At 72.9% G+C, this 14,582-nt stretch carries 12 protein-coding genes; 7 read left to right on the top strand and 5 right to left on the bottom strand.

The features are described 5' to 3' along the window. Window positions 1-21 precede the first annotated feature (21 nt). Entirely contained in the window at window positions 22-1,557 is a 1,536-nt protein-coding gene (locus ASF17_RS08820) for an MFS transporter (protein ID WP_235476458.1), read from the bottom strand. 75 nt (window positions 1,558-1,632) lie between these two features. Between ASF17_RS08820 and ASF17_RS08815 the strand changes: the two genes are divergently transcribed. The 3 genes from ASF17_RS08815 to ASF17_RS08805 all read left to right on the top strand — a co-directional run bounded on the left by ASF17_RS08815 (window position 1,633) and on the right by ASF17_RS08805 (window position 5,840). Beyond that, window positions 1,633-2,253, top strand: a complete 621-nt coding sequence (locus tag ASF17_RS08815; RefSeq protein WP_156357346.1) for a TetR/AcrR family transcriptional regulator — start codon at window positions 1,633-1,635, stop codon at window positions 2,251-2,253. Between the two features lie 228 nt (window positions 2,254-2,481). Then, window positions 2,482-3,342 carry an HAD family hydrolase gene (locus ASF17_RS08810; protein ID WP_200913451.1) on the top strand — a complete coding sequence of 287 codons (861 nt, stop codon included), beginning with the start codon at window positions 2,482-2,484 and terminating at the stop codon, window positions 3,340-3,342. Beyond that, on the top strand, window positions 3,339-5,840 hold the full coding sequence (locus ASF17_RS08805; protein ID WP_055797946.1) for a glycoside hydrolase family 65 protein: 2,502 nt from the start codon (window positions 3,339-3,341) through the stop codon (window positions 5,838-5,840). Before ASF17_RS08810 ends, ASF17_RS08805 begins: the two co-directional genes overlap by 4 nt. A 117-nt stretch (window positions 5,841-5,957) precedes the next feature. Here ASF17_RS08805 and ASF17_RS08800 read toward each other — a convergent pair whose 3' ends face one another. Then, entirely contained in the window at window positions 5,958-6,323 is a 366-nt protein-coding gene (locus tag ASF17_RS08800) for a hypothetical protein (protein WP_055797942.1), read from the bottom strand. Window positions 6,324-6,383: 60 nt separating this feature from the next. Between ASF17_RS08800 and ligD the strand changes: the two genes are divergently transcribed. Further along, the gene (gene ligD / locus ASF17_RS08795; RefSeq protein ID WP_055797939.1) at window positions 6,384-7,400 is read left to right on the top strand and encodes a non-homologous end-joining DNA ligase; all 1,017 of its coding nucleotides are present in this window, start codon (window positions 6,384-6,386) and stop codon (window positions 7,398-7,400) included. A 34-nt stretch (window positions 7,401-7,434) separates the two neighbouring features. Here ligD and ASF17_RS08790 read toward each other — a convergent pair whose 3' ends face one another. Next, window positions 7,435-8,517, bottom strand: coding sequence for an ATP-dependent DNA ligase (locus tag ASF17_RS08790; RefSeq protein WP_055797937.1), 1,083 nt, complete (start codon window positions 8,515-8,517; stop codon window positions 7,435-7,437). 39 nt (window positions 8,518-8,556) lie between these two features. Between ASF17_RS08790 and ASF17_RS08785 the strand changes: the two genes are divergently transcribed. Beyond that, window positions 8,557-8,847: a hypothetical protein gene (locus ASF17_RS08785; protein WP_055797934.1), complete on the top strand. Its 291-nt coding sequence runs from the start codon at window positions 8,557-8,559 to the stop codon at window positions 8,845-8,847. Window positions 8,848-8,895: 48 nt separating this feature from the next. Beyond that, window positions 8,896-10,515, top strand: coding sequence for a molybdopterin-dependent oxidoreductase (locus ASF17_RS08780; RefSeq protein ID WP_326934180.1), 1,620 nt, complete (start codon window positions 8,896-8,898; stop codon window positions 10,513-10,515). Here ASF17_RS08780 and ASF17_RS08775 read toward each other — a convergent pair. Continuing rightward, window positions 10,502-11,284, bottom strand: coding sequence for a response regulator (locus ASF17_RS08775; protein WP_082475174.1), 783 nt, complete (start codon window positions 11,282-11,284; stop codon window positions 10,502-10,504). The two genes, ASF17_RS08780 and ASF17_RS08775, sit on opposite strands and share 14 nt — an antisense overlap. Next, window positions 11,281-12,924, bottom strand: a complete 1,644-nt coding sequence (locus ASF17_RS08770; protein WP_200913450.1) for a sensor histidine kinase — start codon at window positions 12,922-12,924, stop codon at window positions 11,281-11,283. Before ASF17_RS08770 ends, ASF17_RS08775 begins: the two co-directional genes overlap by 4 nt. A gap of 139 nt (window positions 12,925-13,063) precedes the next feature. Between ASF17_RS08770 and ASF17_RS08765 the strand changes: the two genes are divergently transcribed. Next, window positions 13,064-14,515 (top strand): cation:dicarboxylate symporter family transporter, encoded by a 1,452-nt coding sequence (locus ASF17_RS08765; protein WP_055798588.1) that lies wholly within the window; start codon window positions 13,064-13,066, stop codon window positions 14,513-14,515. The last annotated feature ends 67 nt before the right edge of the window (window positions 14,516-14,582 follow it).

Here is a 14,582-nt window from a genome sequence, read left to right as displayed (position 1 = left end):
GTCGAGGCCGCCGGGTGCGGGTCAGGCGGGGACGCCGACCGGGCCGGTCGACCCGGCGGTGGCGGGCTCCGTCGGGGTCCCGCCCCGCGCCTCCTCGTCCGGGCCCTGCGGCACCCGGCGACGGAACAGCAGCGCGGCGATGACGGCGCCGACGGCGAACAGGCCCGCACCCCACCAGTACGCCGCGGCGTAGCCGGTGACCGCGGCCTCGGCGGCCACGGCGCCCGTGGTCGGCAGGTGATCGGCCAGGTAGTCAGCCGTCGCCGTGGCCGCCAGCGTGTTGAGCAGCGCCGTCCCGATCGAGCCGCCGACCTGCTGGCTCGTGTTGACCATCGCCGAGGCGACGCCCGCGTGCTCGCGGTCGACGCCCAGGGTCGCGGTCTGGATCGACGCGGGCATGATCGAGCCCATGCCGAAGCCGAGCACCATCAGGGCGGGCAGCACATGGCCGGCGTAGCCGCTGTCGAGGTCGAGCCTCGTGAGCAGCAGCATGCCGATCATGCCGAGGGTCATGCCGAACGGCACCATGATCTTCGGCCCGAAGCGCGGCACGAGGATGTTCGTCGACAGCTGGGCCGCGAGCACGAGCATGCCGATCATCGGCAGGAACGCGAGCCCCGTCCTGGTCGGCGTGTAGCCGAGCGAGGTCTGCAGGTAGTAGGTCACGAAGAGGAAGATGCCGAACATGCCCGCTCCGGCGATGGTGACCGAGCTGTAGGCGGCCCCGCGATTGCGGTCGAGCACGATCGACAGGGGCAGCAGCGGGTGCGCGGCACGGCGCTGCCAGAGCACGAAGGCGCTCAGCAGGACCCCGGCGGCGACGAGGAACCCCCAGGTCAGCGGTGAGCCCCAGCCCTCGTCCTCGGCGTTCGAGAAGCCGTAGACGAGCGAGAACAGGGCGGCGGACACCATGACGGTGCCGGGGACGTCGAGCTTCGGTCGCGGCCCGCTGCGGGTGACGTGCGAGACGAAGACGGCCGCACCGGCGATGGCGACGGCGGCGATGACGACGTTGATGTAGAGGTTCCAGCGCCACGAGGCGTACTGCGTCAGGAACCCGCCGAGCAGCAGGCCGATGGCTCCGCCGGCGCCCGCGATCGCGCCGAACACGCCGAAGGCGCGAGCGCGCTCCTTGGGCACGGTGAAGGTGGTCGTCAGCACGGCGAGGGCCGTCGGGGCGAGCAGGGCGCCGAACGCGCCCTGCAGTGCGCGGGCGGAGACGAGCAGACCGAAGCTGTCGGCGGCCCCGCCGAGGGCGGAGGCGAGGGCGAAGCCGATCAGACCGATGATGAAGGTGCGCTTGCGGCCGATCAGGTCCGAGACCCGCCCGCCGAGCAGCAGCAGGCTGCCGAAGGCGAGCGAGTACGCGGTGATGATCCACTGCCGGTCGCCGTCCGAGAATCCGAGGTCGCTCTGCGCGGCGGGCAGGGCGATGTTGACGACCGTGGAGTCGAGCACGACCATCAGCTGGGCCAGGGCGACGGTGGTGAGCGTCCACCAGCGGCGGGACGAGGAGGCGCGGGTCGCGTCGTCCGCGAGGGAGGGGGTCCGAGACATGAGCGCGAGCATATACGAGTCGGGCCGGTTTCGGATATGCCCGGTCTCGTAACTCGGCGGGGTAGAGTCGCGGCCATGACCGACGCACCGACTCCCGGACGTCCGGGGCGGAAGCGCGATCACAGCCGCGACCCGGAGATCCTCCGCTGCACCATCGACGTGCTCGCCGAGACCGGCTTCGAGGGCATGACCATCGAGATGGTCGCCGCCCGCGCGAAGGCCGGCAAGGCGACCCTGTACCGGCGCTGGGCGTCCAAGGGCGAGCTGGTGGTCGACGCCGTCGCCTGCCTGAAGCAGGGTGCCGTCGACCTCGACGACCTGCCCGACACCGGCAGCCTGCGGGGCGACCTGATCGCGATGATCAAGCCCCAGAGCATCGAGGAGGCCGAGAAGAAGATGCGGGTGATGGCCGGTGTCGTCACGATGCTCTCCACCACGCCCGAGCTCGCCGAGGCCGTCGACAGCGCCCTCGTGCAGCCGCGCGCTCAGGCCAACCGGCTGCTCATGCGTCGCGCCCTCGACCGCGGCGAGATCGACCCGGCCACCGACATCGAGGCTCTGGCCCTCGTCACGCCGTCGATGGTCTCGTACCGCGTGCTCGTGCTGCGGAAGCCCGTCGACCGCGAGTTCCTCGTCTCGCTGATCGACGGCGTCCTGCTGCCGGCCGCAGGGGTGCGGCAGAGCACGGACGCCTGACACCGCCGCCCCGAGGAGGCGCGCCCGGCGGGCCTCCCGGCCTGCGGGCCCGAGACGGCCGGCCCCGTCCTGGCCGCCATCGGTCCCTCGCCGACACGCGGTCCCGCCGGGCGCCCCGGACCTGGCAGACTGAGGCGCGCTCTCCCCGCGGAGCGGCGCGCCTCACCGGACCGCCGCCGCTCCGATGACGACCTCCCCACTCGACATCGCCTCGAAAGTGATCGGCCTGTGACCGTTTCCTCTTCTTCCGAGAGCCCGCGCGACGTCTCCCGTCTCGGGTCGCTCGACGCCCTGCTCTTCGACCTCGACGGCGTGCTGACGCCGACGGCCGAGGTGCACATGCGCGCCTGGTCGCGCCTGTTCACCGAGTACTTCGAACCCCGCGGACTCGAGCCGTACACCGAGGCCGACTACTTCGAGCACGTCGACGGCCGTCCGCGCTACGACGGGGTGCGCGCGATGCTCGCCGCCCGAGGCGTGACGCTGCCCGAGGGGTCCGACGACGACGCGCCCGACGCGGAGACCGTCCGCGGTCTCGGCAACCGGAAGAACGCGGCCTTCGCGGCCGAGCTCGCCGAGAACGGCGTCGCCCCGTACCCGGGGTCGGTGGAGTTCCTCGATCGGGCGATCGCGCTCGGGATCCGGGTGGCCGTCGTGTCGAGCTCGCGCAACGCCGTGCCCGTGCTCGAGGCGGCGGGACTGCGCGACCGCTTCGACGTGATCGTCGACGGCGTCGTCGCCGCGGCCGAGGGCATCAGCGGCAAGCCGGCGCCCGACACGTACCTCGAGGGCGCCCGTCGGCTCGGGCTCACCGCCGCCGACTGCGTCGTCGTCGAGGACGCCCAGTCGGGCGTGGAGGCCGGGCGACGCGGGGCCTTCGGCCTGGTGCTCGGCGTCGACCGCGGAACCGGCGCCCAGACCCTCATCGACTTCGGGGCCGACGTCGTCGTCGACGACCTCGGGGAGGTCGTCGGGAGCCTCGGCTCGTCGCGGACGCGGGACGACGGACCCACGGACCCACCGCCTCCTCGGATCGCTCCGAACACCGACCACGACATCAGCACCAGCCCGCGAGAGGACCAGCCGTGAACCACATCACGTCGGACCCCCTCGACCGCCGCCGGTTCCCCGTCGACGAGTGGGCCCTGATCGAGGACGAGTACCACCAGGGTGACGAGGGTCGCACCGAGACCGTCTTCGCGGTCGGCAACGGCTACCTCGGTCTCCGCGGCAATCCGGACGAGGGGCGCGGCGGGCACTCGTTCGGCACGTTCATCAACGGGTTCCACGAGACGTGGCCCATCCGCCACGCGGAGGAGGCCTTCGGATTCGCGCGGGTCGGTCAGACCATCGTCAACGTGCCCGACGCCAAGGTCATCCGGCTCTACGTCGACGACGAGCCGTTCGTGCTCTTCGAGGCCGACATCCTGCGGCACTGCCGCCGGCTCGACTTCCGCGACGGCGTGCTCCGCCGCGAGATCGAATGGCGCACCCCGTCGGGCAAGCGCGTCCTCGTGACGAGCCGCCGCCTGGTCTCGTTCGAAGAGCGTCATCTCGCGGTCATCGAGTACGAGGTCACGGTGCTCGACGCCGACGCGTCCCTGCTGATCTCGAGCCAGATCCTCAACCGTCAGGACATGGGCGACGAGTACCACGCCGGCATGCGCGCGGCGGCCGACGCCTTCGACCCGCGCCGCGCCGAGTCGTTCGACGACCGCGTGCTGCAGCCGGAGCTGCGCCGCAACGGCGGCTCGCGGGCCATCCTCGGCTACCGCACGACCAATTCGGGCATGACCATCGCCGTCGGCGCGGACCACGACCTCGACACCGAGAACGAGTGGGACGAGTCGTCGCAGATCGACGCCGACATCGCCAAGCACGTCTACCGCGTGCGGGCGAAGGCCGGCAAGAAGGTCACGCTGACCAAGACGATCACCTACCACACGTCGCGCGGCGTCCCTCCGCGCGAGCTGGCCGACCGCTGCGACCGCACCCTCGACCGCATCGCCGACAAGCCCATCGACGACGTCTTCGCCGCGCAGCGCGCCTGGCTCGACGACTACTGGGCCCGCAGCGACGTCCAGATCGCCGACCAGCCCGAGATCCAGCAGGCCGTCCGCTGGAACCTCTTCCAGCTGGCCCAGGCGACGGCCCGCACCGACGGCCAGGGCGTCGCCGCGAAGGGCGTCACGGGATCGGGCTACGGCGGTCACTACTTCTGGGACACCGAGATCTACGTGCTCCCGTTCCTGACGTACACGGCGCCGAACGTCGCCCGCAACGCGCTGCGGTTCCGCCTCGGCATGCTCGACGCGGCGCGCGACCGCGCCGTCGAGCTGAACCAGCGCGGTGCCCTGTTCCCGTGGCGCACCATCAACGGGCTCGAGTCGTCGGCCTACTACGCGGCCGGCACGGCCCAGTACCACATCGACGCCGACATCTCGCATGCGCTGAGCCAGTACGTGCAGGCCACGGGCGACCAGGACTTCCTCGAGCGGGGAGCCGTCGACATCCTCGTCGAGACCGCCCGGCTCTGGGCCGACCTCGGGTTCTGGCGGTCGAACGGCGATCAGCGGTTCCACATCGACGGCGTCACCGGCCCCGACGAGTACACGACCGTCGTCGACGACAACCTGTACACGAACGTCATGGCCCGAGCGAACCTCCGTGCCGCCGTCCGGACGGTCACGTGGCTCGCCGAGGAGTCGCCGGCCGCCTACGACCGCCTGGTGGCGCGTCTCGCCCTCGAGGATCACGAGGTCGACGGCTGGAGCCTCGCCGCCGAGGCGATGCACATCCCCTACGACGAGCACCGCGGCATCCACCCCCAGGACGCGCAGTTCCTCGACAAGGAGCTCTGGGACCTCGACGCCACGCCGGCGAACAAGCGACCCCTCCTGCTGCACTACCACCCCCTGGTCATCTACCGCTTCCAGGTGCTGAAGCAGGCCGACGTCGTGCTGGCCCTCTACCTCCAGGGCGACGAGTTCACCCCGGAGCAGAAGCTCCGCGACTTCGAGTACTACGACGCGCTGACGACCGGCGACTCGACCCTGTCGGGCGTCGTGCAGTCGATCGTCGCCGCCGAGGTCGGGCACCACCAGCTGTCGCAGCAGTACTTCCTGTCGTCGCTGTTCGTCGACCTCGCCGACCTGCACAACAACACCTCGGACGGCGTGCACGTGGCGTCGACCGGCGGCATCTGGAGCGCCCTGGTCAACGGGTACGGCGGCATGCGCGACTGGCTCGGGCGCTTCAGCTTCGACCCGCGCCTCCCCGGCGACTGGACGGAGCTCGCCTTCCGGGTGCAGATCCGCGGCAGCCGCGTGCGCGTCGACCTCGCGCAGCACGAGATCGTCTTCACGCTCGAGACCGGCGACGCCGTCGAGGTGTGGGTGCGCGACCAGGCCGTCACGGTCACCGCCGAGGCGCCCTCGCGGGTCGCCCTCTCCGACCAGGGGCCGCGCATCACGACCAAGGTGCCGACGACCAACGACCTGCGGGGTCTCATGCGCGCCGACGGATCGGTCATCACGGCGTCGATCCCGACGATCAGCATCGATCGCGACGACGAGGCCGGCGCGTAGGGTCGCGCACCGGGACCCGCCCACGGTGGTCGGAAGCGGTCCTCCGCGAGGTGGCGGAGGGGCGCTCTCCGACCACCGTGGGGCGTTTCGGGTGCGCGGGCGGCGCCGCCCGTCAGGTCAGAACGGGCCGGCGGCCGCGGCCAGCGCCTCGAAGAACGCCGTCGCATCGTCGTCGCGCCGCTTGACCGACGCGCCGATCGTGCCCGACGGGGGGCGCAGCTCGCCGTCGACGCGGGTGCCGCCGTCGACGGGCGTGAAGGTCAGCCGGAACGCGACGTCGCCGGTGGCCGTCGCCGATCGGCGCGAGAGGACGGCGCCGTCGTCGTCGACGCTCGTGACGGTGAACGACGGGCTGGTCTGCACGGCGCGGCGCACGAGCGCGGGCAGCATGGCGGGCGGGAGACCGAGCACCAGGGAGGCGCGGGTCAGCTCGGCGTCTCCCCGCTCGATCCGGGGACCTCTGGGTTCGCGGGAGCTGCTCATGCGCACAGGCTAGCGCGAGCGGTCGGCCAGCCGCCCGTGCCGCGGACTAGCGTCGCGCGCATGGCCTCCGAATCGACGACCCTCCGCGTGGGCGACCGCGACGTCCGCGTGAGCAGCCCCTCTCGCGTGCTCTGGCCCGAGCTCGGGGTGACCAAGCTCGATCTCGCCCGCCACCTCGTCGAGGTCGGCGCACCCTTCGTGGCGGCGAACGGCGACCGCCCGATCTCGCTGCAGCGGTTCGGCGGTGACGTCGACGGCGAGCAGTACTTCTCGAAGAACCCGCCGCGCGGCACCCCCGACCACGTGCGTGCCGTCGACGTCACCTATCCGAGCGGTCGGACGCACCCGCAGCTCGTGATCGACGAGCCGGCCGCCGCGGTCTGGGCGGCGCAGATGAACACGCTCGTGTTCCATCCGTGGGCGTCGCGCGCCGAGCAGCCCGATCTGCCCGATCAGCTGCGCATCGACCTCGATCCGCAGCCGGGCACGACCTTCGCCGACGCGGTCGCCGCGGCGCTCGACCTCCGCGCCGTGCTCGACGAGGCCGGCCTGACCGCCTACGTCAAGACGAGCGGCAACCGCGGCGTGCACGTGTTCGCGCCCATCGAGCCCGAGCACGAGTTCCTGGACGTGCGTCACGCCGTCATCGCAGCGGCCCGCGAGCTCGAGCGCCGCGCCCCCGACCGCATCACGACCGCCTGGTGGAAGGAGCAGCGGGGCGAGCGCGTCTTCGTCGACTACAACCAGGCGAACCGCGACCGCACCATGGCGGGTGCCTGGTCGCCCCGGGCGCTGCCCCGCGCCTCCGTGTCGCTGCCGGTCTCGTGGGACGACCTGCCGTCGATCGACCCCGCCGAGCACACGGTCCTCACGGTGCCCGACCGTCTGCAGCGGCTCGGCGACCCCTGGGCGGGGATGCACGAGAGCCCCGGCCGGATCGACACGCTGCTCGGCTGGTGGGAGCGCGACGTCGCCGAGGGGCTCGGCGAGCTGCCGTTCCCGCCCGACTTCCCGAAGATGCCGGGCGAGCCGTCCCGCGTGCAGCCGAGCCGGGCTCGCGCCGCGGCGACCGACTGACGCGCGGACGAGGAGCCGAGGAGGTGCGGGCCGACTACCCGAGCACCTCGCCGAGGTCGTACGCCGCCGGCACCTCGAGCTGGTCGAAGCCGCACGACCGCGCGTCGCGATCCGGTCGCCACCGGGCGAACTGCACCGTGTGGCGGAACCGCGTCCCCTCCATCTGGTCGTATCGCACCTCGACGACCCGTTCGGGTCGGAGCGGAACGTACGAGACGTCCTTGCCCGACGAGAAGCGGCTGCGCTCGGTCTCGGCGTGCAGCACGTCGCCGTCGTCGCCCCGGGCGACCAGCGGTTCGAGCTCGTCGACGAGCTCGAGGCGACGGGCGTCCGAGAAGGCGGACGCGCCTCCCACGGTCCTCAGCTCGCCGTCGTCGTCGTAGAGGCCGAGCAGCAGCGAGCCGACGCCCGCGCCGCTCCTGTGCACGCGGTAGCCGAGCACGACGACGTCGGCCGTGCGATGGTGCTTGATCTTCAGCATGGTCCGCTTGCCGGGGGAGTACGGCGCGGCGAGGGGCTTCGCGACGACGCCGTCGAGCCCCGCGCCCTCGAACTCGGCCAGCCACCGGCGGGCCAGGTCGACGTCGTCGGTGGCTCGGCTGACATGCAGCGGCGCACCCCGACCCTCGAGGGTCTCGACGAGGAGGGCGCGACGCTCGGCGAAGGGAGCGTCGACGAGGTCCCGGTCGCCGAGGGAGATCAGGTCGAAGGCGACGAACTGCGCGGGGGTCTCGACGGACAGCGTGGCGATCCGCGAGGCGGCGGGGTGGATCCGCTGGCCCAGCGCCTCCCAGTCGAGCCGTTCGCGCCCGGGCTCGCCCGAGCGCACGACGATCTCGCCGTCGAGCACGCACGGACCCGGCAGCAGCTCCGCGAGAGCGGCCACGAGCTCGGGGAAGTACCGCGTCAGCGTCTTCGACCCGCGGCTGCCGATCTCGATCTCGAGAGCCGGACCGCCGTCCGCCCCGGCCTCACGCCGTCGCGCGTAGACGATGCCGCGGAAGCCGTCCCACTTCGGCTCGTACGACAGACCGCCCGGCACCGAGTCGGGTCCGGGCACCTCCGCGACGGCCTTGGCGAGCATGGGGACGACGGGGTTCTCGGCGTCGTAGGTCATCACCCGAGTGTGCTCCGCCGCGCCGCCTAGGGTGTGGGGATGAAGACGCTGCACTACGCCGGATCCCGCCTGACCGTGAGCGACGAGCTGGCCGAGGTGCTGCTCGCCGCGTCGATGGAGTTCGCCGACGACGACCGCACGTTCCGCGTGCCCGTCGCCTGCCGACTCGAGGGGCGCGCCGAGATGGCCCAGCTGCTGCTCGGCCCCGGCATCCCGCTGCTCGTCGTCGACGCCCCCGACGCCGACGCCGGCGACCCGCCCGGGTCGGAGTCGTCGGTCGCGCTGATCAGCGAGCTCATGGAGAGCCTCGTCGGCGACGACGACGACTGACGGGCCCGGCCGGGCGGGCTCACGGGAGGCGCGGCCTACCCTGGGCGCATGTCCGTACGCCTGGAGTCCCCGCCCCGCCCGGTCGACGACGGCATGACGACCCGCGCCTCCTCGGCGTGGGCGGCCCTCTCGGGAGTCGTCGCGGTCGCCGCGTTCCTCGCGTCCGCCGAGGCGGCCGCCTGGGTGACGGGCGCCGGCGGCAGCCCCCTGTTCGGCGTCGGCTCGGCGGCCATCGACCTCGCCCCCGCGGCGGTCAAGAACCTCATGGTGTCGGTGTTCGGCACGGGCGACAAGGTCGCGCTCTTCGTGCTGATGGGCGTGCTGCTCGTCGTCATCACGGCGGGTGCCGGCCTCCTCGAATGGCGCAGGCCGCCCGGCGGCAAGGTCGTCTTCGGCATCGGCGGGGTCGTCGCCCTCGTGGCCGTGCTGACGCGGGCCGACAGCTCGTCGCTCGACGGGGCTCCGACGGCCGTCGGGACCGTCGTGGCACTGGTCGTCCTGACCGCCCTGCAGGCCCGGCTGCGTCGCTGGGTCGCGTCCACCGAGCCGCAGCGGGCCTCGGCCGCCGTGCCGGCCCCGCCGCTGCGCACCCCGGGTCTCGAGCGCCGGGGCTTCCTGATCATGGCGATCGCCGTGGGCGCGGCGTCGGTGGTCGTCGGCACGGGCACCCGCATCGTCAACGCCACGCGGGCGAACGTCGGGGCCCTCCGCGACGCCCTGACCCTGCCCGCCCCGGCCCAGGCCGCGCCCGCGGTGCCCGCCGGCGCCTCCCTCGACATCGACGGCATCACGCCGTACGTGACGCCGAACGCCGACTTCTACCGCATCGACACCGCCCTGCAGGTCCCCTCGATCGACCCGGCCGAGTGGAGTCTGCGCATCCACGGTCTCGTCGACCGCGAGGTCGTCATCACGTTCGACGAGCTGCTCGCCCTGCCCCTCGAAGAGCACCACGCGACCCTCAGCTGCGTCTCGAACGAGGTCGGCGGCGACCTGATCGGCACCGCCCTCTGGCTCGGGTACCCGATCCGCGAACTGCTGCGACGGGCCGGCCCGCAGAGCGGCGCCGACATGGTGCTGTCGACGAGCAGCGACGGGTTCACCGCCGGCACGCCGCTCTCCGTGCTGGTCGACGACGGCACCGACGCCCTGCTGGCCGTGGGCATGAACGGCGAGCCGCTGCCGCAGCAGCACGGGTTCCCGGTCCGCATGGTCGTCCCCGGACTGTTCGGCTACGTCTCGGCCACGAAGTGGGTCGTCGACCTCGAGGTCACCCGCTTCGCCGTGACCGAGGGCTACTGGACCCCCCGCGGCTGGGACGCCCTCGGGCCGGTGAAGCTCGAGTCGCGCATCGACACCCCGAAGGCGGGCGCCACGGTCGACCCGGGTCGGGTGCCGATCGCCGGGGTGGCCTGGCACCCCCACACGGGCGTCCAGGGCGTCGAGGTGCGCATCGACGACGGCGACTGGGTCGCGGCCGAGCTGGCCGAGTCCGTCTCTGCCGACACCTGGGTGCAGTGGGTGCACCGGTGGGACGCCACCTCGGGTGATCACACCGTGCGGGTGCGCGCGACCGGCGCCGACGGCGTCACCCAGTCCGACCGCGAGCTGCCGCCCGCCCCGAACGGCGCCGAGGGCTGGGACGAGCACTCGTTCACCGTGCGCTGAGCCACCGGTAGGTGCTCTCGGGCCGCCCGGGGGAGCCGTAGAGCTGCTCCCGCCGCACGAGTCCCGCCGACTCGAGGTGCTCGAGGTAGCGGCGCGCCGTCACGCGGGAGACCCCCGCCGACCCGGCCAGCGCCTCCGCCGTCCACGGGTCGGGCCGACCGCGCACCACCGCGACGACCCGATCGAGCGTGGCGGGCGAGAGGCCCTTCCCGAGGGTCGGCGGGGTCGCCGTCCGGAGGGTCGCCAGCCCGGCGTCGACGTCGCCCTGGGTCACGAGACCGTCGCCGACGGTCAGCGACGCGCGGAACGTGCGGTACGCCCCGAGACGGTCGGCGAAGGCGGCGTACGTGAACGGCTTGATCAGGTACTGCACGATGCCGAGCGAGACGGCCGCCCGCACGACCTGCACGTCGCGGACGGCCGTCACGGCGATCACGTCGACGGTCGACCCCGCGGTTCGCAGGGCGCGGCAGAGCGCGATCCCGTGGGTGTCGGGCAGGTTCATGTCGAGCAGCACGAGGTCGATCGACGGGTCGTCGCGGAGGCGGGCGAGCGCCGCCCGGCCGTCGTGCGCGACGCCTGCCAGCGCGAAGCCGTCGACCCGGGCGACGTAGGCGGCGTGCGCCTCGGCGGTCAGCGGTTCGTCGTCGACCACGAGCACCCGCACGACGTCGGCGCCGGGCGCCCCGTCGCCGAAGCGGTCGCGGGAGCCGGGACCGTCGCCGGAGCCGTCGTCGGACGGAGGCGGACCCGAGGAGGCGCGGGTCATCGCCGCCCCCCGCCGAGGTCCGCCCGGGGCTGCGGGGCCGCGTCCACCGCGCCGGCGAAGCGCACCGAGAAGACGGTCCCGTCGTCGCCCGTGGTCACCGTGATGCCTCCGCCGGCGCGCGACACCGCCTGGCGGACGAGGGCGAGGCCGACCCCGCGACCGGTGCTTCCGGCCTCCTTGGTGCTGAAGCCGCGGCGGAAGGCCTGCTCGACGTCGCCGAGCCCCGGTCCGTCGTCGGCGACCTCGAAGACGACGCCATCCGCGTCCCGCCAGGCGGTCACCCGCACGGTGGCCTCCGCGGCGTCGAGGGCGTTGTCGAGGAGGTTGCCCAGCACGGTGACGAGGTCGCGCGGCTCGACCTCGAGGCCGCCGAGCCCCGGGTCGACGTCGATCACGAGGTCGACGCCGCGTTCCCGCGACTGGGCCGTCTTGCCGAGCAGCAGCGCGGCGAGGGCCGGCTCCTCGACGGAGTGGATCAGGCTGTCCGCGAGACGCTGGTCGACGTCGAGCCCGGTGGCGGCGAAGGCCATCGCCTCGTCGGTGCGTCCGAGCTCGATCAGCGACACGATCGTGTGCAGCCGGTTCGAGAATTCGTGGGTCTGCGACCGCAGGGCGTCGGCGAGGGTCCGCATGCTCTCCACCTCGCCGGCGAGGTGGGTCAGCTCGGTGCGGTCGCGGAGGGTGGTGACCGTCCCGAGCGTGCGGTCGGGGCCCGGGCGACCCGCGCCTCCCGGGCTCTCTGCTCCGGTGGGCTGCTGGTTGACGACCAGCACGCGGTCGTCGGTGACGTGCACCTCGTCGTCCGCCCGTCGACCCTCCACGAGGAGGCGCGCGAGGGAGTCCGGCAGCTCCAGCCCGTCGAGGGGCATCGGCCGGTCGACCCCGCCCGGCGGCAGCCCGAGGAGTTCGGCGGCCTGGTCGTTGTAGAGCGTCAGGCGCCCGCGGTCGTCGACGAGCAGGAGCCCCTCGCGCACCGAGTGCAGGACCCCCTCGTAGTAGTCGAAGAGGCGCCCCAGCTCCTCGGGGCCGCGGCCGCGGGTGACGCGCCGGAGGTAGCGGCTGAGCAGCCATGAGGCGACGGCGCCGAGCAGCACGGTGGTCGCGGCCGCGACGAGCACGAGGGCCAGACGCTCCTCGAGCGTGTCGGCGATGGCCGAGACGGTCACGCCCGCGGAGACGAGGGCCACGATCTCGCCGTCCGCCGAGCGGACCGGCACGACGGCGCGCACCGAGGGGCCGAGCGTCCCCGTGTAGGTCTCGGTGAACGACCGGCCCTCGAGCGCGGGGTCGATCGTGCCGACGAAGGGGCGGCCGATCTCGGCCGGGTCGGGGTGGGTGAGGCGGGTGCGGTCGGTCGTCATGATGGTGACGAAGTCGGTCGAGGTGTCGCGCATCAGGTCGAGGGCATAGGGCTGCAGCAGCGCGCTCGGGTCGGTCGTCGTCAGGGCGTCCCGCACGAACGGGTTGTCGGCGACGCCGGTGGCGAGGGCGAGGCACGCGCGGGCCGCCGAGGAGTCCGCGTCGGTGCGCGCGGTGCGGATCGTCCAGACGGCGGCGAGGGCCGCGATCAGCACGATCACGACCACCTGCAGCGCGAAGAGGCGCGCGGCGATGCTCCACCGGGGGTGGCGTCGGGTCATCGGGTCGCTCCTCGCTGCGCTGCGCATGACCAGTATGACCAGAACCTCGACGGTCGCGCCGCCGCAGGCGATGCTCGCCGGACGCACTCCGCAGACCGTCGACGACGACGTCGCCGGACATGAGAACGAGGAAGTCCCCATGGCTAGGACGCACAAGGGCGGCAGCACGCCCGCCGCCGGTGACACGACGACGACGGGCGGCGTCCGCACCAGGCGCCGCATCGACCGGTCGCACTGGCTCTACATCGCGGTGATCGTCGCCGTCGCGGCCGGCATCCTCGTCGGCCTCGTGGCCCCCGACGTCGCCGTGCAGCTCAAGCCGATCGGCACGGCCTTCGTGTCGCTCATCTCGATGATGATCGCCCCCGTCATCTTCTGCACGATCGTGCTCGGCGTCGGCTCGATCGCCAAGGCGGCGACCGTCGGCAAGGTCGGCGGGCTGGCGCTCGGCTACTTCATCGCGATGTCGACCTTCGCCCTGGCGATCGGCCTCGTCGTCGGCAACCTGGTGCACCCGGGCGAGGGGCTCATGGTCGGCTCGACCGGGTACGAGGCCCCCGCGTCGGAGGAGGCCGGCGGCACGGCCGGATTCCTGCTCGGGATCATCCCCGAGACGCTCGTCTCGTCGCTGACGTCGGGGTCGATCCTCCAGACGCTGTTCGTCGCCCTGCTCGTCGGATTCGCCCTGCAGCGGATGGGCTCGCGCGGCGCGACGATCCTCGAGGGGGTCCGCAATCTGCAGGTGCTGGTCTTCCGCATCCTCGCCATGATCATGTGGGTCGCGCCGATCGGCGCCTTCGGGGCCATCGCCGCCGTGGTGGGCGAGACCGGCGTCGCCGCCATCGTCGCCCTCGGCACCCTGATGATCGCCTTCTACATCACCTGCATCCTGTTCGTCGCGGTCGTGCTCGGCACGCTCCTGAAGCTCGTCACCGGCGTGAACATCTTCCGTCTGATGAAGTACCTCGGACGCGAGTACCTGCTGATCGTCTCGACGTCGTCGAGCGAGGTCGCGCTGCCCCGCCTCATCGCCAAGATGGAGCACCTGGGCGTCTCGAAGCCGGTCGTCGGCATCACCGTGCCCACGGGCTACTCGTTCAACCTCGACGGCACGGCGATCTACCTGACGATGGCGTCGCTGTTCATCGCCAACGCGATGGGCACGCCCCTCAGCGTCGGCGAGCAGATCTCGCTGCTGCTGTTCATGATGATCGCGTCGAAGGGCGCCGCCGGGGTCACCGGCGCCGGCATCGCGACCCTCGCCGGCGGGCTCCAGGCTCATCGTCCCGACCTCGTCGACGGCGTCGGCGTCATAGTGGGCATCGACCGGTTCATGTCCGAGGCCCGCGCGCTCACGAACTTCACCGGCAACGCCGTCGCCACCGTGCTCGTCGGCACCTGGACGAAGCAGATCGATAAGGACCGCGTCGAGACCGTCCTCTCGGGCGGGGCGCCGTTCGACGAGGCGACGATGAACGCCGACGGGCACGGCGCCGACGGGCACGGCGCCTCCCGGCCCGCGGTCGCTGACGCCGCCGCGGCGGGCGAGGCGCCCTCCGCCGCCGCCGTCGAGGCCGACGCCCGACGCTGAGACGTCCCCTGGCCGTGCGTGGGGCACGGCCAGGGGACCGGGCGTACCGTCGCCCCGGAGGCGCGGT

The sequence above is a fragment of the Frigoribacterium sp. Leaf263 genome, from assembly GCF_001422285.1.
GTDB lineage: Bacteria > Actinomycetota > Actinomycetes > Actinomycetales > Microbacteriaceae > Frigoribacterium.
The sequence above is the reverse complement of the archived record's forward strand: the minus strand, read 5'-3'. Positions and strand labels throughout refer to the sequence as shown.

Coding starts and splice junctions, on each gene's coding strand:
- ASF17_RS08800 (WP_055797942.1), bottom strand. CDS start 6,323: ATGAGCAGCTCCCGCGAACCCAGAGGTCCCCGGATCGAGCGGGGAGAC.
- ASF17_RS08790 (WP_055797937.1), bottom strand. CDS start 8,517: ATGACCTACGACGCCGAGAACCCCGTCGTCCCCATGCTCGCCAAGGCC.
- ASF17_RS08815 (WP_156357346.1), top strand. CDS start 1,633: ATGACCGACGCACCGACTCCCGGACGTCCGGGGCGGAAGCGCGATCAC.
- ASF17_RS08780 (WP_326934180.1), top strand. CDS start 8,896: ATGTCCGTACGCCTGGAGTCCCCGCCCCGCCCGGTCGACGACGGCATG.
- ligD (WP_055797939.1), top strand. CDS start 6,384: ATGGCCTCCGAATCGACGACCCTCCGCGTGGGCGACCGCGACGTCCGC.
- ASF17_RS08770 (WP_200913450.1), bottom strand. CDS start 12,924: ATGACCCGACGCCACCCCCGGTGGAGCATCGCCGCGCGCCTCTTCGCG.
- ASF17_RS08820 (WP_235476458.1), bottom strand. CDS start 1,557: ATGTCTCGGACCCCCTCCCTCGCGGACGACGCGACCCGCGCCTCCTCG.
- ASF17_RS08785 (WP_055797934.1), top strand. CDS start 8,557: ATGAAGACGCTGCACTACGCCGGATCCCGCCTGACCGTGAGCGACGAG.
- ASF17_RS08775 (WP_082475174.1), bottom strand. CDS start 11,284: ATGACCCGCGCCTCCTCGGGTCCGCCTCCGTCCGACGACGGCTCCGGC.
- ASF17_RS08765 (WP_055798588.1), top strand. CDS start 13,064: ATGGCTAGGACGCACAAGGGCGGCAGCACGCCCGCCGCCGGTGACACG.